This window comes from Marinomonas sp. MED121 (assembly GCF_000153025.1).
Classification (GTDB): domain Bacteria; phylum Pseudomonadota; class Gammaproteobacteria; order Pseudomonadales; family Marinomonadaceae; genus Marinomonas.
The window spans coordinates 246,124-261,755 of record NZ_CH672433.1 but is presented as its reverse complement, the minus strand read 5'-3'; the positions used below and the strand labels follow the sequence as shown (position 1 = coordinate 261,755).

19 protein-coding genes are annotated in these 15,632 nt (G+C 38.8%); 10 read left to right on the top strand and 9 right to left on the bottom strand.

Annotated elements, in window-relative coordinates; all coding sequences use genetic code 11:
- Nucleotides 1-215: 215 nt before the first annotated feature.
- The 3 genes from MED121_RS19680 to MED121_RS19670 all read right to left on the bottom strand — a co-directional run bounded on the left by MED121_RS19680 (nt 216) and on the right by MED121_RS19670 (nt 2,348).
- Nucleotides 216-1,001: a ChrR family anti-sigma-E factor gene (locus MED121_RS19680; RefSeq protein ID WP_009835531.1), complete on the bottom strand. Its 786-nt coding sequence runs from the start codon at nt 999-1,001 to the stop codon at nt 216-218.
- Complete coding sequence (locus MED121_RS19675; protein WP_009835530.1) at nt 994-1,617, bottom strand: sigma-70 family RNA polymerase sigma factor; 624 nt, start codon at nt 1,615-1,617, stop codon at nt 994-996. The genes MED121_RS19680 and MED121_RS19675 overlap by 8 nt, the downstream gene beginning before the upstream one ends.
- A 65-nt stretch (nt 1,618-1,682) precedes the next feature.
- Nucleotides 1,683-2,348: an LON peptidase substrate-binding domain-containing protein gene (locus MED121_RS19670; protein ID WP_050764625.1), complete on the bottom strand. Its 666-nt coding sequence runs from the start codon at nt 2,346-2,348 to the stop codon at nt 1,683-1,685.
- 387 nt (nt 2,349-2,735) lie between these two features.
- On the opposite strand from MED121_RS19670, the gene MED121_RS19665 reads away from it, so the two are divergent.
- Genes MED121_RS19665 through MED121_RS19645 form a run of 5 tightly spaced genes read left to right on the top strand, consistent with a single transcriptional unit; the run spans nt 2,736 to nt 5,043 of the window.
- Nucleotides 2,736-3,224 carry a DUF3592 domain-containing protein gene (locus MED121_RS19665; RefSeq protein ID WP_009835528.1) on the top strand — a complete coding sequence of 163 codons (489 nt, stop codon included), beginning with the start codon at nt 2,736-2,738 and terminating at the stop codon, nt 3,222-3,224.
- A gap of 58 nt (nt 3,225-3,282) precedes the next feature.
- Entirely contained in the window at nt 3,283-3,783 is a 501-nt protein-coding gene (locus tag MED121_RS19660) for a GNAT family N-acetyltransferase (RefSeq protein WP_036181266.1), read from the top strand.
- 28 nt (nt 3,784-3,811) lie between these two features.
- Nucleotides 3,812-4,183 carry a MazG nucleotide pyrophosphohydrolase domain-containing protein gene (locus tag MED121_RS19655; RefSeq protein WP_009835526.1) on the top strand — a complete coding sequence of 124 codons (372 nt, stop codon included), beginning with the start codon at nt 3,812-3,814 and terminating at the stop codon, nt 4,181-4,183.
- Nucleotides 4,184-4,216: 33 nt separating this feature from the next.
- Nucleotides 4,217-4,537: an antibiotic biosynthesis monooxygenase gene (locus MED121_RS19650; protein ID WP_009835525.1), complete on the top strand. Its 321-nt coding sequence runs from the start codon at nt 4,217-4,219 to the stop codon at nt 4,535-4,537.
- Nucleotides 4,534-5,043, top strand: a complete 510-nt coding sequence (locus MED121_RS19645; protein ID WP_009835524.1) for a GNAT family N-acetyltransferase — start codon at nt 4,534-4,536, stop codon at nt 5,041-5,043. The genes MED121_RS19650 and MED121_RS19645 overlap by 4 nt, the downstream gene beginning before the upstream one ends.
- A 164-nt stretch (nt 5,044-5,207) precedes the next feature.
- On the opposite strand, the gene MED121_RS19640 is transcribed toward MED121_RS19645, so the two are convergent.
- The 5 genes from MED121_RS19640 to MED121_RS19620 all read right to left on the bottom strand — a co-directional run bounded on the left by MED121_RS19640 (nt 5,208) and on the right by MED121_RS19620 (nt 9,639).
- Nucleotides 5,208-6,248 carry a Gfo/Idh/MocA family oxidoreductase gene (locus MED121_RS19640; protein ID WP_009835523.1) on the bottom strand — a complete coding sequence of 347 codons (1,041 nt, stop codon included), beginning with the start codon at nt 6,246-6,248 and terminating at the stop codon, nt 5,208-5,210.
- 66 nt (nt 6,249-6,314) lie between these two features.
- The gene (locus MED121_RS19635) at nt 6,315-6,977 is read right to left on the bottom strand and encodes a YceH family protein (protein WP_009835522.1); all 663 of its coding nucleotides are present in this window, start codon (nt 6,975-6,977) and stop codon (nt 6,315-6,317) included.
- Between the two features lie 9 nt (nt 6,978-6,986).
- On the bottom strand, nt 6,987-7,817 hold the full coding sequence (locus MED121_RS19630) for a sterol desaturase family protein (protein ID WP_116371678.1): 831 nt from the start codon (nt 7,815-7,817) through the stop codon (nt 6,987-6,989).
- Between the two features lie 164 nt (nt 7,818-7,981).
- A complete protein-coding gene (locus tag MED121_RS19625) occupies nt 7,982-8,374 on the bottom strand; it encodes a DUF1801 domain-containing protein (protein ID WP_009835520.1) in 393 nt (130 codons plus the stop codon).
- 116 nt (nt 8,375-8,490) lie between these two features.
- The gene (locus MED121_RS19620) at nt 8,491-9,639 is read right to left on the bottom strand and encodes a PatB family C-S lyase (RefSeq protein ID WP_009835519.1); all 1,149 of its coding nucleotides are present in this window, start codon (nt 9,637-9,639) and stop codon (nt 8,491-8,493) included.
- A gap of 421 nt (nt 9,640-10,060) precedes the next feature.
- Here MED121_RS19620 and betI point away from each other — a divergent pair, with 421 nt between their 5' ends.
- The 4 genes from betI to choV all read left to right on the top strand — a co-directional run bounded on the left by betI (nt 10,061) and on the right by choV (nt 13,844).
- Nucleotides 10,061-10,639, top strand: a complete 579-nt coding sequence (gene betI / locus MED121_RS19615) for a transcriptional regulator BetI (RefSeq protein ID WP_009835518.1) — start codon at nt 10,061-10,063, stop codon at nt 10,637-10,639.
- A gap of 138 nt (nt 10,640-10,777) precedes the next feature.
- On the top strand, nt 10,778-11,713 hold the full coding sequence (locus MED121_RS19610; protein ID WP_009835517.1) for a choline ABC transporter substrate-binding protein: 936 nt from the start codon (nt 10,778-10,780) through the stop codon (nt 11,711-11,713).
- Nucleotides 11,714-11,808: 95 nt separating this feature from the next.
- The gene (gene choW / locus MED121_RS19605; RefSeq protein ID WP_036181360.1) at nt 11,809-12,654 is read left to right on the top strand and encodes a choline ABC transporter permease subunit; all 846 of its coding nucleotides are present in this window, start codon (nt 11,809-11,811) and stop codon (nt 12,652-12,654) included.
- Between the two features lie 2 nt (nt 12,655-12,656).
- Nucleotides 12,657-13,844 carry a choline ABC transporter ATP-binding protein gene (choV, locus tag MED121_RS19600; RefSeq protein ID WP_009835515.1) on the top strand — a complete coding sequence of 396 codons (1,188 nt, stop codon included), beginning with the start codon at nt 12,657-12,659 and terminating at the stop codon, nt 13,842-13,844.
- A gap of 120 nt (nt 13,845-13,964) precedes the next feature.
- Here choV and MED121_RS19595 read toward each other — a convergent pair whose 3' ends face one another.
- Nucleotides 13,965-14,579 (bottom strand): LysE family transporter, encoded by a 615-nt coding sequence (locus MED121_RS19595; RefSeq protein WP_009835513.1) that lies wholly within the window; start codon nt 14,577-14,579, stop codon nt 13,965-13,967.
- 131 nt (nt 14,580-14,710) lie between these two features.
- Between MED121_RS19595 and MED121_RS19590 the strand changes: the two genes are divergently transcribed.
- Nucleotides 14,711-15,589: an ArgP/LysG family DNA-binding transcriptional regulator gene (locus MED121_RS19590; RefSeq protein WP_009835512.1), complete on the top strand. Its 879-nt coding sequence runs from the start codon at nt 14,711-14,713 to the stop codon at nt 15,587-15,589.
- Nucleotides 15,590-15,632: the final 43 nt, after the last annotated feature.

Sequence of the window (15,632 nt, the reverse complement as noted above, 5' to 3'; positions counted from 1 at the left end):
AATTACCAATACGGGACGAAAGGTTATTTAGATCACTTTATTTGTATTATTTTTTGCAGAAGAGCATTTAATTAATCGTCCTAGATAGCAAGATGAATCACGTCTAGTCATAACGAAAAAATGAGAAGTTTTTAGGCTTCTCATTTTATAACTTATTTCTAATATATTGTTTTAATTAAGATTAGTTAATTTTTATAAATTTGCATCTGTTATTGCTAGTAAATTAACTTACCCAGAGGGTTGAGCAGTTTTGAAAAGCCTTGGGTGAAATACAATGAGTCACTGACAAGGGTTAAACACACACATCCTTCTTGGGTGATGGGGGAGTGGGTATGATCTTTATCTAACCAGATAAAGTCACCTTTTTGGTAGCGACCCATATCGTCTTCAAAGCTGCCTTCTAATAAGAGGGTAATTTCAATACCAGTATGAGTGTGTTGAGGGATCTGCCCCCCCTTATCAATTTTTAGTAGGCTTAAACGTCTCTCATCGTCATTAAATTGAAAACGTGCACGGGATACTTTTCCAACTCCTTGCCAAGGCGCTGCATTTAATGAGTTAAGTGCTCTTGGTAGAGGGAGTTCTCCGTCTTTATGACTGATAATTCTGGCATTCTGAGATACTATATTTGACTGATTTAAAGCGTCTTCATAGGAATCATTATGCTGATTTAAGTGCTTTAATCCTTCCGTCAATGTCTCTTCTTTGAAATTGCTTTGTTCAGCTGTGCCATCAACATCAAGTGACATAATGTCATCTAACATTTCGATGGATAGGGCCATATTAAGGCTTGAACTTGTTGTCTCTTTAAAAGGTTCTATGTCTTCCAAGTTATCTTGCTCAAAGACTTGCTCTGCTGCCGCTTCGGTAAGTTTTGCGACCTCTTGTTGACAGTGTTCGCACATTTGAACATGACTTGCCACGATTAAAGAAATGGAGTCTTCAAGGTCCCCTTGGGCGAAGGCAGTTAAAACAGCGAGAGTGGGGTGGTAGTTAATCATGGTATTTATCTCCCATTTGCTGTTTTAGTTTTGACAAGGCGAGTCGCAGGCGTGATTTAACTGTACCTAAGGGAATACCTAACTGCTTGGCAAGTTGCTCTTGGGTTAACTCTTGATAATAAACCCCTTTGATAATGGACTGTTGGGCTAAGGGTAAATTATCGACATAGCTTAATACTTTTTCATTTAACAGGTGGTCTTTGAAGTCAGCTTCATCAGCTAAGGCTTCTTCCGCGTCTGTCGGCCAAATATCATCCGACAGTGAAATCTCGTCTTTATGCTTAATTTTTCTTAGGGTATCAAAACAGGTGTTTCGCATTAGAGTGTAGACCCAAGTAGTGGCAGCACCTTTACTTGAATGAAATAAATGTGCCTTTTTCCAAACGAGTGTCATGGTATCTTGTACCAGTTCATTCGCCATGGCATCACTGTTTAATTTGCTCAGACCAAAGCGTTTTATCTTGGGCGCAAAAAAATGAAAAAGCTCAGTAAAAGCTTTTTTATCTTTATGCTGGGCGACCAAGTCTAGGCAAACGCACAGGTCTGTAGCTAATTGGGGTTGGGTAGCGATAGAGTTTTCCTTATCTGTCCCAAAATTATTTATGCTTAGTTGCATAGTAAACCAGCCATAGTGATCATTTATAGTCCAATACGTTGTTATTGAAGATTTGGTTCACTTTTTTATTCTTTTTTTCCTTGAATATACGTCATTAAAAAAGTTGTCAGTGCTGAAAAGCTATCTGGTTGAATAAAATTGGCTTTAACCTTGTACGGAACAGGGAGTATTTCCAACAGCCTAGCATTGACCCATTGAGCACTTTCAAAGTGAGGGATGGGGTAAAGTAGGTTTAAATCTTGATATTGATAAAAAAGTTCTTTTAAGGTGGCTGCAAGAATGGGCTTTGGTGGTTTTTTGCTGACCTCAGGGCTAAGGGGCCAATGCTGCCTTGGTAGGCACTCACCTTGAAGCAATCCGTCTTCTTGATAAGAAAAACTTTGTAAGCTGACAAGAAATTGCCCTTCAACATCAATAAGTAAAACGCCATCTTCCCCTTGGTCAAAATCCACGACTTTAACCAAGGTGCCCCAATGGCTAACAGGAGATTGTTTAACGGCTTTTTTTTCTATTTCAAGCGAAACGTTTTTGTCGTCTGATAAATATGAGTAGGGCAAGGCAATAACAAAGCCTGAACCATCTAATGATTGGGTGACCATGGTGAGATACTTTGCTTCAAATATTCTTAGCTTTTGTCTGCCATTTGGCAAGATAAACATTTGCAGAGGAAAAATCGGCATTGTTGTGAGTGGCATACTGGGATGAGCAAGATTGGATGATGACATAGACATAGTGACACTCTTATGGGCTTTTAGCTTAATACGAGCGAAATAGAAAAATGGATCACTTTTATAGATAAAGAGGGTTATGATACTTTTGTGAAATTAAATACAGTGTTAAGGAAACTGTGATTAAGTCACTTCTTATCAGAAAAATTGTCAAACAAGGCGTCACTTTGACGTAATCTAGGTACCTTTCGAGAAGGGACAACACAGGATGACACTTTTTTCTGAAAGACGCAGAAGGGCGTGGCCCAAAAGTCTTATCTATAAGTTGAGAGCCTGATCAATAGAGTTACGATTAAGTTGTGACTCTCGCCTTAAATATCAGGCGTTTTATCAAGATGCTGAGGCGGGAGGGCTTATTCGCAGCTTTCCTAAATAATCATTAAGGTTTGCATGGGCGTATTAATAGAATATTTCACTAGTACAACGGGTATTGTGATAAATTTTTTTATACTGATTAACTTTTGTCTTTGTTCATATGAAAAATATGTAAAGAGGTGGGGGGCGTTAACAGGAAAGTATACAACTCAGGGGCGTATTACTTGGTCAGAATATAGTGGATCTCAACCAAGTAGTTTTTTTGGTAATGGTAATACGGGTGTTCATGCGATTATTACTTATTCCTACCGAGTGAAAGAGCAACTTTATACAGGTACTGTTTTTTCTTTCTTCTTCCCTAAAAAGTTAGCAGAATACTACCCAAAGGGAAAAAAGATAACGGTTTATTATGCCCCTAAAGATCCAAGTTTTTCACGAGCAGATAGACCCCCACATCATTTTGTTATAGTCATAAAAACCGTATTTCTATATTTTATTGTTCCTGTAACTCTGATTGATAGCGTTTCTTTTTATATATATTGGCTTGTAACACAAACGCCATAAGTTATGGTATTTATAAGTTTAAACTAACTCATTATTTTTCTAAGTATAAGGACCTCACTTGGATATTAAAATACGGCATTTAGACAAAGCAGATCTTCCGGCAATCAGAGAAATATATCGCTATCCTAGCGTGCTAGAAAATACTTCCCAAACCCCTTATATAAACCCAGAATTCATTGATGTCATATGTGAACGTGAGAGCAGCTACAACCTTGTTGCTGAGGTGGATGACGCTAAAGTGTTAGGTCATGTGTCTATTATGACGTCAAATAAAATGCGGATGAAGCATGCGGCAACCTTGATGATTGCTGTACATCCTGACGCCCATGGTAGAGGGATAGGCAAAGCTTTGTTGGCTGAGATGCTGAATCAGGCGGATAACTGGCTCAATCTCGTTCGCTTGGATTTAGAAGTTCATAAAGACAATGAAGCGGCTATCACGTTATATCAAAAACTAGGGTTTGAAATTGAAGGGGAAAAACGTTTTAGTGTGTTTAAAGACGGTAAACTATCAAACCTATTATTAATGGCGCGAATTCGACCCAATTTTAAGCAGTAAAATCTCACTTTTAATACTCAAGGACACAATGCAAGATTTAGAAACACTGTTAAAAATAGTGAAACGTAAAAGTGCTTTAGATCAGGGTAATACTTGGTCAAATGGTTCTTCGACCTATTTAGAGGAAATAAAAAAAGAAGTCGATGAAGTTATCGAAGAAATGCCTAAGCAGCGTGATTGTTATTTGCAGGATGAATTAGCTGATGTGCTATGGGACTATCTAAATGTCTTGCAAGCAATTGAGCAAGAAAGAGGTATCAGCATAGACTCAGTTTTAGCGCGAGCATGCGATAAATATGAAGAGCGTATTTCTGGTTTAGAGTCTGGTAAAACGTGGGCAGAGGTTAAGCAGGGACAAAAGCTCGCCTTGGCCAATGCTCAAGCAAAGTGCCATAACTAATTTGATAAAGCTAACAGAGCTCATGGAGGAAAAATGTTACTAGAAAATCCGATATTAGAAGTTGCAGTATTAGATGTGAAATCAGGTCAAAGTGAAAATTTTGAAATGGCTTTTGCGAAAGCGCAATCCATCATTGTGAGTATGACTGGCTATCTTTCTCATCAGTTACAACAATGCATCGAAAACCCGAACCGTTATATTCTATTCGTTAATTGGCAGACTCTTGAAGATCATGAGGTGGGCTTTCGTCAGTCCCCTGAATATCAAGAATGGAAGGCTTTATTACATCACTTTTATGACCCTTTTCCTGTGGTAGAGCATTATCAGTCTATCTTCGAAGGAGACGCTGAGTGAAATTAGTTCTATTAGAAGAAAAACATCTGACTCATTTGTTTGACTTTGAGCTCGAAAATCGTGCTTATTTTGAAACCTTGATTGAATCTAGAGGTGATGATTTTTATCGTAAGCCCGCTATTCTTGAGCATATTAAGCAACTTATTGCCGACTACAATATCGGCGAGAAGTATTCTTGTCTGATTTTAAAAGATGAAAAGGTACTTGCTCGAGCAAATATTAAAAGTATTGATGATGAGCGTGCTACCGCAGAGGTGGGTTATCGTGTTGCTGAAATTAGCGCTGGTCAAGGTGTCGCTAGTTTTGCGTTAAAAAGTTTGATTCATGTTGCGAAAACGCAACTTGGTTTAAAAAGCTTAACCGCTTGGGTGATGGGTAATAACCCAGCTTCTGCCAGAGTGCTAGAAAAACAGGGCTTCCAGCCTCAGCAAAAAATACAAAATGCTTATTACTTTGATGGTCGCTATTTAGCAACGACTGAGTATTGCCTCCAACTCGATGAGTGATTGGCTACGGCTCTCTGATTGCTTTGATCGTCACAAGGCTTTGATCGCATAGGGTTTTGCTTATTCATCCCCACGCTTTTTATCTCATAAAACAAAATCGCCCAGCATAGCTGGGCGATTTAACAAGGTGAGGCCGCTGTTAGAATTGGTTTTTAATCATCACCCTAGTGTTTATGGTGATGATGTTCATGGTGATGCTCTTCGATGTTATCTTCATGAATGTCCGGATCTTGTTCATAGACTACGCCCATATCTTGGCGGATTTCATCCATGGTTTGCACCAATTCAATGGTGTGTTGCCAGGTGTAGTTAGGGCTTTGAATCAGCTCTTCTTCAAGACAACGATTGACTTCATCAACTTCAAATTGATAACCCATGCCAGGAAAATCAAAAGCGACAGCTCTTTCTTTATTGTCATTTGACATTAGGCGGCACGACTTGGCTTTATGCCAGTCCGTGTCTATTTCTATATAGCCTTTGCTACCACTCAAGACGGCTCGATTAGGGCCATGAGAGATAATAGAAGATTCTAACATGGCAAGTCCGCCATGATCCCAACCTAGGAGAAGCTGACTAATAACATCCACGTCAGTTTCACTGAGCACTGCCTGGTTTTGTATGAAATCAGGTTTACCCCAGAACAGTTGGGCAAGGAAAATAGGATAAATGCCTACATCAAGTAAAGCGCCGCCGCCTAATTTATGATTGTTGACCCTGTGTTCTGGATTAGTTGGCGCAACAAAACTAAGGCTGGCTTGAATGCTGTTTACTTGGCCAATTTCTTCATCAGCCACCCAGTCGATCACTTGCTCAATCACAGGGTTGAAGCGCGTCCACATGGCTTCCATGACAAATACCTTCTGCCTTTTAGCTAGAGCAAATAGCTCTTGGGCTTGATATTCGTTCATTGCAAAGGGTTTCTCACATAAGACAGCTTTACCTGCCAGTATGCAAGCCTTGCTCAATTCATAATGATGGACATGGGGAACCGCAATATAAATAGCATCAACTTCATCACTATTAATAAGTGAGTAGTAGTCCTGCAAGGCTAATTCAATATCAAACTCTGTGGCAAAGGCGTCTGCCGTATCTTTATTGCGAGATGCTACTGCTCTTAGCTCTCCAGACTTGGTAAAGGAGAAATCTCTGGCAAAATGATGGGCAATTTTTCCTGTGCCTAATATGCCCCAACGAATATTTTTCATATGTTTCTCCTCAAGGGATAAAGCGCATCCTTATTAAAGAATTACGCTAGAGTGTTATCTTTTATACTAGTTTAAAGCGTCTTCTAATGCTGCTAAACGACTTTCTAAATCAATCACCTTATCTTCAAGGTAACCTACTTTTTCTTCTAATTCTTTATTATTACTTTCAATTACTTGAGGATGAGCTTCAAACTCTGCTGTAACAGATTGGGAGACATGTTCACTAAAGCAGTGACTAAAGCGTGACTCACGTTTTCCAGGCTCCCGCGGGAGTTGTTGTACATATTGGACACCTGCTTTATCACTAAGATTCTTTAAACAGGATTCAACTTCAGCAGAGTTTTCAAACTGACATAAACGGCCACTGCGAGACTTTAATTCACCGGGTGTTTGTGGCCCACGTAAAAATAAAAGACAAATGATGGCAAATTCTTGCTTATTAAATTGTCTATCTGAAAATTCAGTATTACAAAATCTATGCTGAAGCTTAGCGCTTCGGCTATTGAAGTCTGAGCTATCTATCACCATGGCTTGATTAATTAAAGTATCAATTGCAATTTGAACCTCACCTTGTTCATAGTTTACAACAGGGTCTCGATTAGACTTTTGATTACAAGCATTTGTTAAAGCATTTAAAGATAAAGGATATTGATCCGGCGTGGTAACTTGCTTTTCCATCAGGCTACCCAGAATTCTAAGTTGCATATCATCAAGTAAAACTATGCTCATACTTCATCCTTATAAATTATGTTCTTTAGCCTCTATTTTATTGTTTTTAAATGAAAAAGGCATTTTTATTAAAAACAATAAAGTGAGTTTTTCAGGTTTTTTTTCAAAAAAATTAGCGTATTGGGGATGACCTGTTTTTAAGTTTTGTTCTCCTTCTTTAGCGTCATGTGTATAGCTATTAAAAAGACGATCCCACAAGCTTAAGAAAAAGCCGTAGTTTGAATTAGCCTCCTTTGGATTTTGTGAATGGTGAATTCGATGCATATCTGGTGTGACAAGAAAGAGGCGAAGGTAAGTGTCCATGACTCTGGGGAGACGTCCATTTGAGTGATTAAACATAGCGCTTGCGTTTAGTAAAATGTCAAAAATCAAAACCGCCTCATAAGGGATTGAAAAAACATATATAACCACTGCCTTATATAGTAAGGATAAAAATATTTCAATTGGATGAAATCGAACGGCTGTTGAAATATCTATTTGAGGGTCGGTATGGTGCACCTGATGAATACGCCATAAAAAAGGCGAAATATGACTAACCCTGTGCTGCCAATAAATCGCCAGATCCAATAACAGAATCGCCAGAACAAGGCTAATAAAAGGAAAAGCATCTAGAGCGATGATATGTAAAAAAGCGCCGTCATGTGCCGTAATGGCAATGAAAGAAAGAATGACAGGCTGTGCTATGCGCACCAAAAGGGTGTCTATAAAAAATAAACTAAAATTATGGCCCCAACGGGGGGCTAATTTAAGGGGGATGACCTTGGGCTTGATACTTTGCCATGATAAGAAGCTTGTGAAGCACAATAGAAAAATGAGTACTCTTAAATCGTAATCTGTCATGGTATTTTGCATATAGCCCTAAGTCGATCCCTTTCTCTTAAGTGCCAATAAGTCAGAAAAAGTTCCACTGAATCTATTGGTAAAGGGTTAGAGAAAGGGTAAAGCGAGTATCTTAAATAGGTTTAAAAGCCTTTTTAAGATAGTGAACTTAGTTATCTACAGGATCAATGCAGATGGATTTTTTTATGCTGAATCTTATGTACTAGGTCACTTTTTACACGTCCTAGCAGCTCGGCGATTACATTTAGATTCATTTTATCAAGGTTTTGAAAATGAAAACAATCACTGCCAATTTGCGCAGGAAGTAGTCGTTCTGCAAAATGCGTTAATAATTCTGAATCAGGAATATAGAGGCTAATATAGCCAGGCCTTGCGGCTAAACCAAAAAGTCCCTCATGATCAATTTCAAATAACGGGATACCAGATTTAAAGCTAAGTGTGGCATCAGGAGCGATTAGGCTCATTAATGACACTATCTCCTGGAAATCATCCTGAACTTGAATCGGTAACTTATCGAGATAGTCTTGCAGTATTACACTTGGTGGGAGCTCTTGCATACTAACCTCTCTTTCGATTAACACACAAAACTTTAGAGACTAAAAAAGATAAAAAAGCCCTTTGAAACAAGGGCTTAATGATCTTTTATCTAATTGGGAAAGGCACTTAAATGAACTTATAGTACCTTTAGCAGTCTTGTCAGTGCTTGGTCGAGTTGTTGATGGGAACAACCAAAGTTTAGGCGAATAAAGTTAGAATTGCCAAACTGTTTTCCATCCGAAATCGCGACACCAGCCTTTAAAAAGTATGCTTCAGCATCCTCTAATTTAAGGTATGAGACATCTATCCAAGCCAAATAAGTGGCTTCAATTTTGCTGATTTTACATTGGGTATGGGATAATTTTTGATAGATTAAATCTCTGTTTTTTCTTAGGTATTTAATTAAATCTTGGTGCCAATCTTGGCATTCTGTATAGGCCGATTTAGTCGCATTAAACGCTAATAAATTTGGATCTGGCATGATGCCAGAACGGGCTAAATTGAAAATGTTACGTAATGTTAAGTTTTGTATTACAGAATAAGCTAACCCCAATCCTGCCACATTATAAGTCTTACTCGGCGCCATTAAGGTGACGGTGCGATTGGCTGCATCTTCATTTAGGCTAGCAAAAGGAATGTGTTTTAAGCCTTCATCTAAGATAAGGTCACAATGAATTTCATCAGAGACAACCGTTAAATCGTGTTGCTTTGCTAAGGCATGTATTTTCGTTAATTCTTCTCTATTAAAGACGGTGCCACCTGGATTGTGGGGGTTACAGAGTAAAATAAGTTTTGACTTGCTGTCAGCACAAGCTTTTGCAAACGCATCCATGTCTGGTAGCCAACGATTTTCTTCTAATGTCATTGGGATTGCATGAATGGTGCGATTCGCAAGTTGTGCGGCTTTCGTTAAATGAAAATACACTGGGCCTGGAATAATGACCCCTTCATCTTCTTTGGTAAAGGCTCTGACGGCCACATGTAAAGCACAGACTAAGCCAGGAAGATAATTAATGTCTTTTGATTTTATCTGCCAAGTGTATTGTTTATATGCGTTATCAATAATGGCTTGATTTAATGAGTCATCCGCTTTGGTATAACCAAACACGCCATCACTGACTCTTTCTTGTAGGGCTTGAATAATGGGTTTTGGCGATTCAAAGTCCATATCTGCAACCCACATAGGGATGATGTCCCCTGGGAATTTCTCCCACTTAATACTTTGTGTATTTTGTCTGTCTTTCGCTTTAATCAGTGTTGTTTCTTGTAGGTCAAAATCTGACATTAATAGCTTCCTTTCAAAAGGGGAAATTAGATAGGATATAGCGTCATTAATTGGCTATTTTAGTTATTTACTAAGCCTTGTTTTTGTTAACTTTTGTCTGCTCATCAATCTACTGCCTTGTTTGTTATGGAGCAAGTGTTATAAATGCATTTAGCATGAAAAAACTTAAGTGCGATTGGAGGTATTTGCCTGTATTGGTAAATATAAGTTTGATGAAAATTTACACAACTTATACTAAACCGACATATACCAATACAAAAAATCCTTGTCCTAAAAATGTGTTATTATAAAAATCATTAATAAAAACAAATAGATAATTTATTTCTTTAATATTTAGTTAAGGATCAGCTTGCTTGACCCTTTTAATCATTACGTCCTAGTATGCGATTATTGAACGCGCATTTAATAAAAAGGTAATTTGATGCCTAAAGTTGGAATGCCAGAGATTAGAAAACCGCAGTTAATCAAGGCGGCTATTGAAGCCATTGATGAGTTAGGTTTTGCTGGAGCAACCGTCAGTGTTATTGGTAAAAAAGCGGGCGTTTCGCCTGCTATCATTAACCATTATTTTGGTGGTAAGAACGGTTTATTAGAAGAGACTATGAGGAGCTTGATTCGCGAATTCTTTGATATTTTGAATAGCGAATTGAAAGCCAATGAGTCTTCGTCTTGTAAGCAACAGGTTATTGCCATTGCGAATACTTGTTTTAGTCAGTCACAGACCAGTGCCCAAGCGATGAAAGCTTGGATAGGTTTTTGGGCTTCTGCCATGCATACAGAAAATTTGGCGCGTTTACAAAAAGTATATGCTCGACGTTTAAATAGCATCTTGGTTGTGACCTTAAGGCAATCCTTTGATGTTGAAGAAGCGAGGCATATTGCAGCCACTTTAGCGGCTTTAATTGATGGAATGTGGCTTAGAAGTTGCTTAGCAGGAGATGAAAAGCATTCATCAGAAAGTTTGATTGAAGAATATCTAGAAGTTGTTTTCAAGCGTTAAATACAGAATAGAAAAGCGTTAACACGTTAGAAGTACATATAAACACTACTCAATAAATTCGGTTGTATTTTTAGAGGGCACTCGCCTTGTCTGAAATGCTATCAAAGCCCAATGGGCATATAAAGAAGAGAGGAAATTATGTTATCTAAAGTTAGTAAGTCTCTACTTGTAACCTCAGCTGTGGTTGTCTCTAGTGCAAGTCTCGCAGCTAATTGTTCAACTGTTCGTTTCTCAGACGTAGGTTGGACTGATATCACAGCAACCACTGCTGTTACTTCTGAAGTACTTCAGGGTCTAGGTTACAACACAAAAACTCAACTTTTATCCGTTCCTGTTACTTATACATCTCTTGCCAATGGCGATATTGATGTTTTCTTGGGTAACTGGATGCCAACTATGGAAGCGGATATTGCGCCTTATTTAAAAGCAGGCACAGTTGAAGATTTAAGAGCTAACTTGAAAGGCGCGAAATACACACTGGCGGTTAGTAAAAATGCTTTTGATGCAGGTGTAAAAACCTTTGCCGATCTTGCTAAGTTCAAAAAGAAATTTAATGGCCGTATCTATGGTATTGAACCAGGTAATGACGGTAACCGTATTATCCAGGACATGATTAACTCAAATGCGTTCGAATTGAGTGACTTTCAGTTAGTCGAGTCAAGTGAAGCTGGCATGCTTTCTCAAGTTGCACGTAATACACGTCGTGATAAATGGATTGCTTTTCTTGGTTGGGCTCCACACCCAATGAATGCCAACTTTGAGATGGAATATCTAGCCGGTGGCGATGACTATTTTGGACCTAACTACGGTGGTGCAGATGTACATACTAATGTGCGTAAGTCTTACACTCAAGAATGTCCAAATGTTGGTAAGTTCCTAAACAACCTAGAGTTTTCACTCGCAATGGAAAACGAAGTGATGGGCGCTATTCTTGATGATGGGAAAAAGCCTAGTCTAGCGGCAAAAGAGTGGCTAACAAATAATCCAGGTACATTAGATGCATGGCTTGAAGGTGTTAATACTCAATCAGGTGGCAACGGACTGAGCGCGGTTAAAAGCCACCTAGGTCTTTAATAACTAGAATAATAATATAAAAAAGGCCCAACTCATTTTTGATGTTGGGCTGATTATTTAGAGGGTAAGAGAATGAATTGGGCAGAGGTAATAATATGAACTGGCTTACGGAGAATAAACTACCACTCGGAAGCTGGATGGAAGCCTTTGTTGATTGGCTAATCGATGTGGCGGGTGTATTTTTTGACTTTTTATCTGAGGTTCTTGAGACCCTTATTTTAACCTTGGTTGGTGCAATTGAATGGATGCATCCACTGGCCGTCATTGCTGTTGTATTAGTGGGGGCTTGGTTTTTACATAGAAGTATTGGCCTATTAGTATTCATTAGCTTGGCTTTACTGCTCATTCTGAATCTGGGGTATTGGGTCGAGACGATTCAGACCTTAGTGCTGGTGGTTTCTGCAACCTTTATTAGTGTCTTGATTGGAGTGCCTTTAGGGATAGCTGCGGCTCATAGGCCATGGTTGTATACCATCATGAGGCCAATACTCGATTTGATGCAGACAATACCGACTTTTGTTTATTTGATTCCAACCCTTATTCTATTTGGTTTAGGTTATGTGCCTGGTCTTATTTCAACCATTATTTTTGCGGTCGCAGCGCCGATTCGTTTAACTTATCTTGGTATTAGTAAAGTGCCGAATGAGTTGATTGAAGCGGGTTTAGCTTTTGGTTGTACAAAATCAAAACTACTTTATAAAGTTGAATTACCAGCCGCTATGCCAAACATCATGGCAGGTATTACTCAATGTATTATGTTGTCTCTTTCTATGGTGGTAATTGCTGCTTTAGTAGGCGCTGATGGCTTAGGTAAACCTGTTATTCGTGCTTTGAACACGGTAAACATTTCGCAAGGTTTTGAAGCGGGGATTGCAATCGTATTGGTGGCAATTATGCTTGATCGAATTTGTAAATCTCCATCCAGTGGTAAAGAGGTATAAGCATGGCTGTTATCAGTATTCAAAACTTAGATGTTGTCTTTGGTGATAACCAAGCTGCTACTTTAAGTTTGATGGACAAGGGTAAAAGCCGTGAGCAAATTTTAGGCGAAACCGGTGATGTGGTAGGTGTTCAAAATGCCACGATTGAAGTTAACGAAGGCGAAATTTGTGTGTTAATGGGTCTTTCTGGCTCAGGGAAATCGACCTTATTAAGAACCTTAAATGGCCTTAATAAGGTTGCTCGTGGCAAGTGTTTGGTGCGAGACGGTGACGAAATGGTTGATATGGCCACCTGTAATGAAACAACTATGCGTCATATGCGTACACATAGGGTCTCAATGGTATTTCAAAGTTTTGCACTTATGCCTTGGCTAACCGTGCTTGAGAATGTTGCCTTTGGGCTTGAAATGCAGGGTATGCCAAAAGCTGAACGTCTTGAAAAAGCCATGCAGCAACTAAAAATGGTGAGCTTAGATAAATGGGCTGATAAAAAGCCGGATGAATTATCCGGTGGTATGCGTCAGCGTGTTGGGCTTGCTCGAGCATTTGCCATGGATACCGATGTTCTCTTGATGGACGAGCCTTTTTCAGCTTTAGACCCTCTGATTCGAACTCAATTACAGGACGAATTGATTGAACTGCAAAAAAGCCTGAATAAAACGATTGTATTCGTGAGCCATGATTTGGATGAAGCTCTTAAAATAGGGACTAAAATTGCCATCATGGAATCTGCGAATATTATTCAAGAAGATATCCCAGAGCAAATAGTACTAAACCCAGCAACGCCTTATGTGGAAAAATTTGTTGCCCACACGAATCCTCTTAATGTGCTTAAAGGTGACTCTTTAATGACACCTATAAGCAAGCTTGAGAAGGAGGGTGAATTTTATCAAGCAGAAAAAGGGCTTAACCTAGAGTTATCAATCACGGGAGCCCTTAATGCGATAAGCAGTGCAAAAGGTGATCATTTAGTTGTTGATTGGTCTGAAGGGCTTGATGTTAGGCAGTTGGCATTAGATTCCATAGTGCTTGCACCGTCTGATATTAATATGCGCGAAGCCGTGGAAATAAGATATCAAACACAACAATCATTAGTCTTACAGAAGGATGGTGCCGTAGTCGGTGTATTAGGAGATCATGATTTTTATCATGCTCTTTTAGGTAAGCACTTTGCAACCAGTGAGAGTTAAAGCAAGCTCCCTTTTGACATAGTTAAAAGCATAAGTTTAGCAATGAACTTATGCTTTTTTTTATGGCTAGCCTAGTTAACTACATTAAGTCGATTCAAAGTGAGCAAGCCTTTGAAACCTTTATTTAGGTAGCGTCATCAAGGTAATTTGAATTGCGATAATAAGTACCAAGCTGCCGTTAAAGCGATTTAGCCAGCGCCAAAAACTCGCTTTTTCTAAATAGGGGGCGAGTAAACGGCCAACTAAAGTTAAACTTAAAAACCAAATAATCGATGCGCTAATTCCTCCCCAAATAAAATGATAGGTATTGTCTTGCCATTGGTTTGCCAAACTACCCATTAGGATGAGAGTGTCTAAATAAAAATGTGGGTTGAGCCAGGTGACCGCCATCGCGCTAGCAAAAAGCAGGCTAATGGGGAGTTTACTTTTTGCTTTTGTCAGCAATAAACTCTCATCTGCAAAGGAAGCTTTAATACGAGATAAGCCAAAATAGGTTAAAAATAATACGCCTGCAATTCGCGTTATTTCGAGAAGAATAGGGTATTGCTGAATAAGCATGCCTATTCCGAATGCGCCAAGCGCAATAGAAACAGCATCACTCACCATAAATAACAAAGCAATACTGAATGCCCAATGCCTTTTTAATGCTTGTTCTAAAAGAAACGCATTTTGAGCGCCAACGGCAATAATTAAGCCCCCTCCCGTGATAAAACCACTCATAAAAGCTGCATTCATTTAATAACTCCAAAGTATCTAGTAAGTATCTAGGTGAAAAACTGGTAGCAGAATATCAGTGAAAGATTTATAAATATAATTAATGAAAATAATATAAAAGTAATTTTTTTAATTTTTTATCTGGTGAAATAATGGACTATAAAGCAATCGAATGTTTAAGGCAGGTTGTTGAATCCCAAGGTTTTGAAAAAGCAGGAGACGTATTGGGTTTAACTCAGTCTGCGGTTTCGCAAAAAATTAAGCGTCTAGAGCAAAGTTATAATAGTGTTCTGCTGATACGTGATAAACCTCTGCGTCTCACCGCTCTTGGTAAAAAACTTAATATGCATTACATCAAGGTTCAACTGATGGAGCAGGCGCTGGTTAGTGAAAGTTCAGGCGATCAAAGCTTACAATGCCTCCCTATTGCGATTAATAATGACAGTTTAGCGACTTGGTTTATTCATGTCATAAGCAAATTCTCTAAAGATGAGAACCGACGTTTACAGTGTAAAATCGCTGATCAAAGCTTAACAAGAGACCTATTAAAAAAAGGTGAGGTAGTGGCTGCGCTCAGTGATACTGGTGCATCTATTGCGGGGGGAGAATCTCTCTATTTAGGTTCGATGGATTATATTTTGGTGGCGAGTCCTAAGTTTATTGCAAACTATTTAGGCCGTCGCTTTACTGCTTTAGATATTGCTAAGGTTCCCGCACTAATTTTTGATGAAAACGACCAGCTTTGGTCCAGTTACCAAACGCAAATATTAGGCTTAGAGGGCAATGCTAGAGCTTGTCATTGGCTACCTTCATCGCAAGGTTTTGTACAAATGCTATTAAGTGATAATGTGTGTGGTCTGGTTCCTAAAATACAAATTGAACAAGAACTTAAAGAAGGGCGTTTGGTCGAATTAATGCCAAAGAAAAGGTTAAAAGTGCCTCTTTTCTGGCATTGGTGTGGTTTAGATTCCGCACTGATTTCTGAATTAACAGATACTGTAGTACGTCAAGCTAAGCTTAATTTAAGCTAATTCATGTTTAGTGGCTTTGACACTTTAAATAACCGGCTTGATA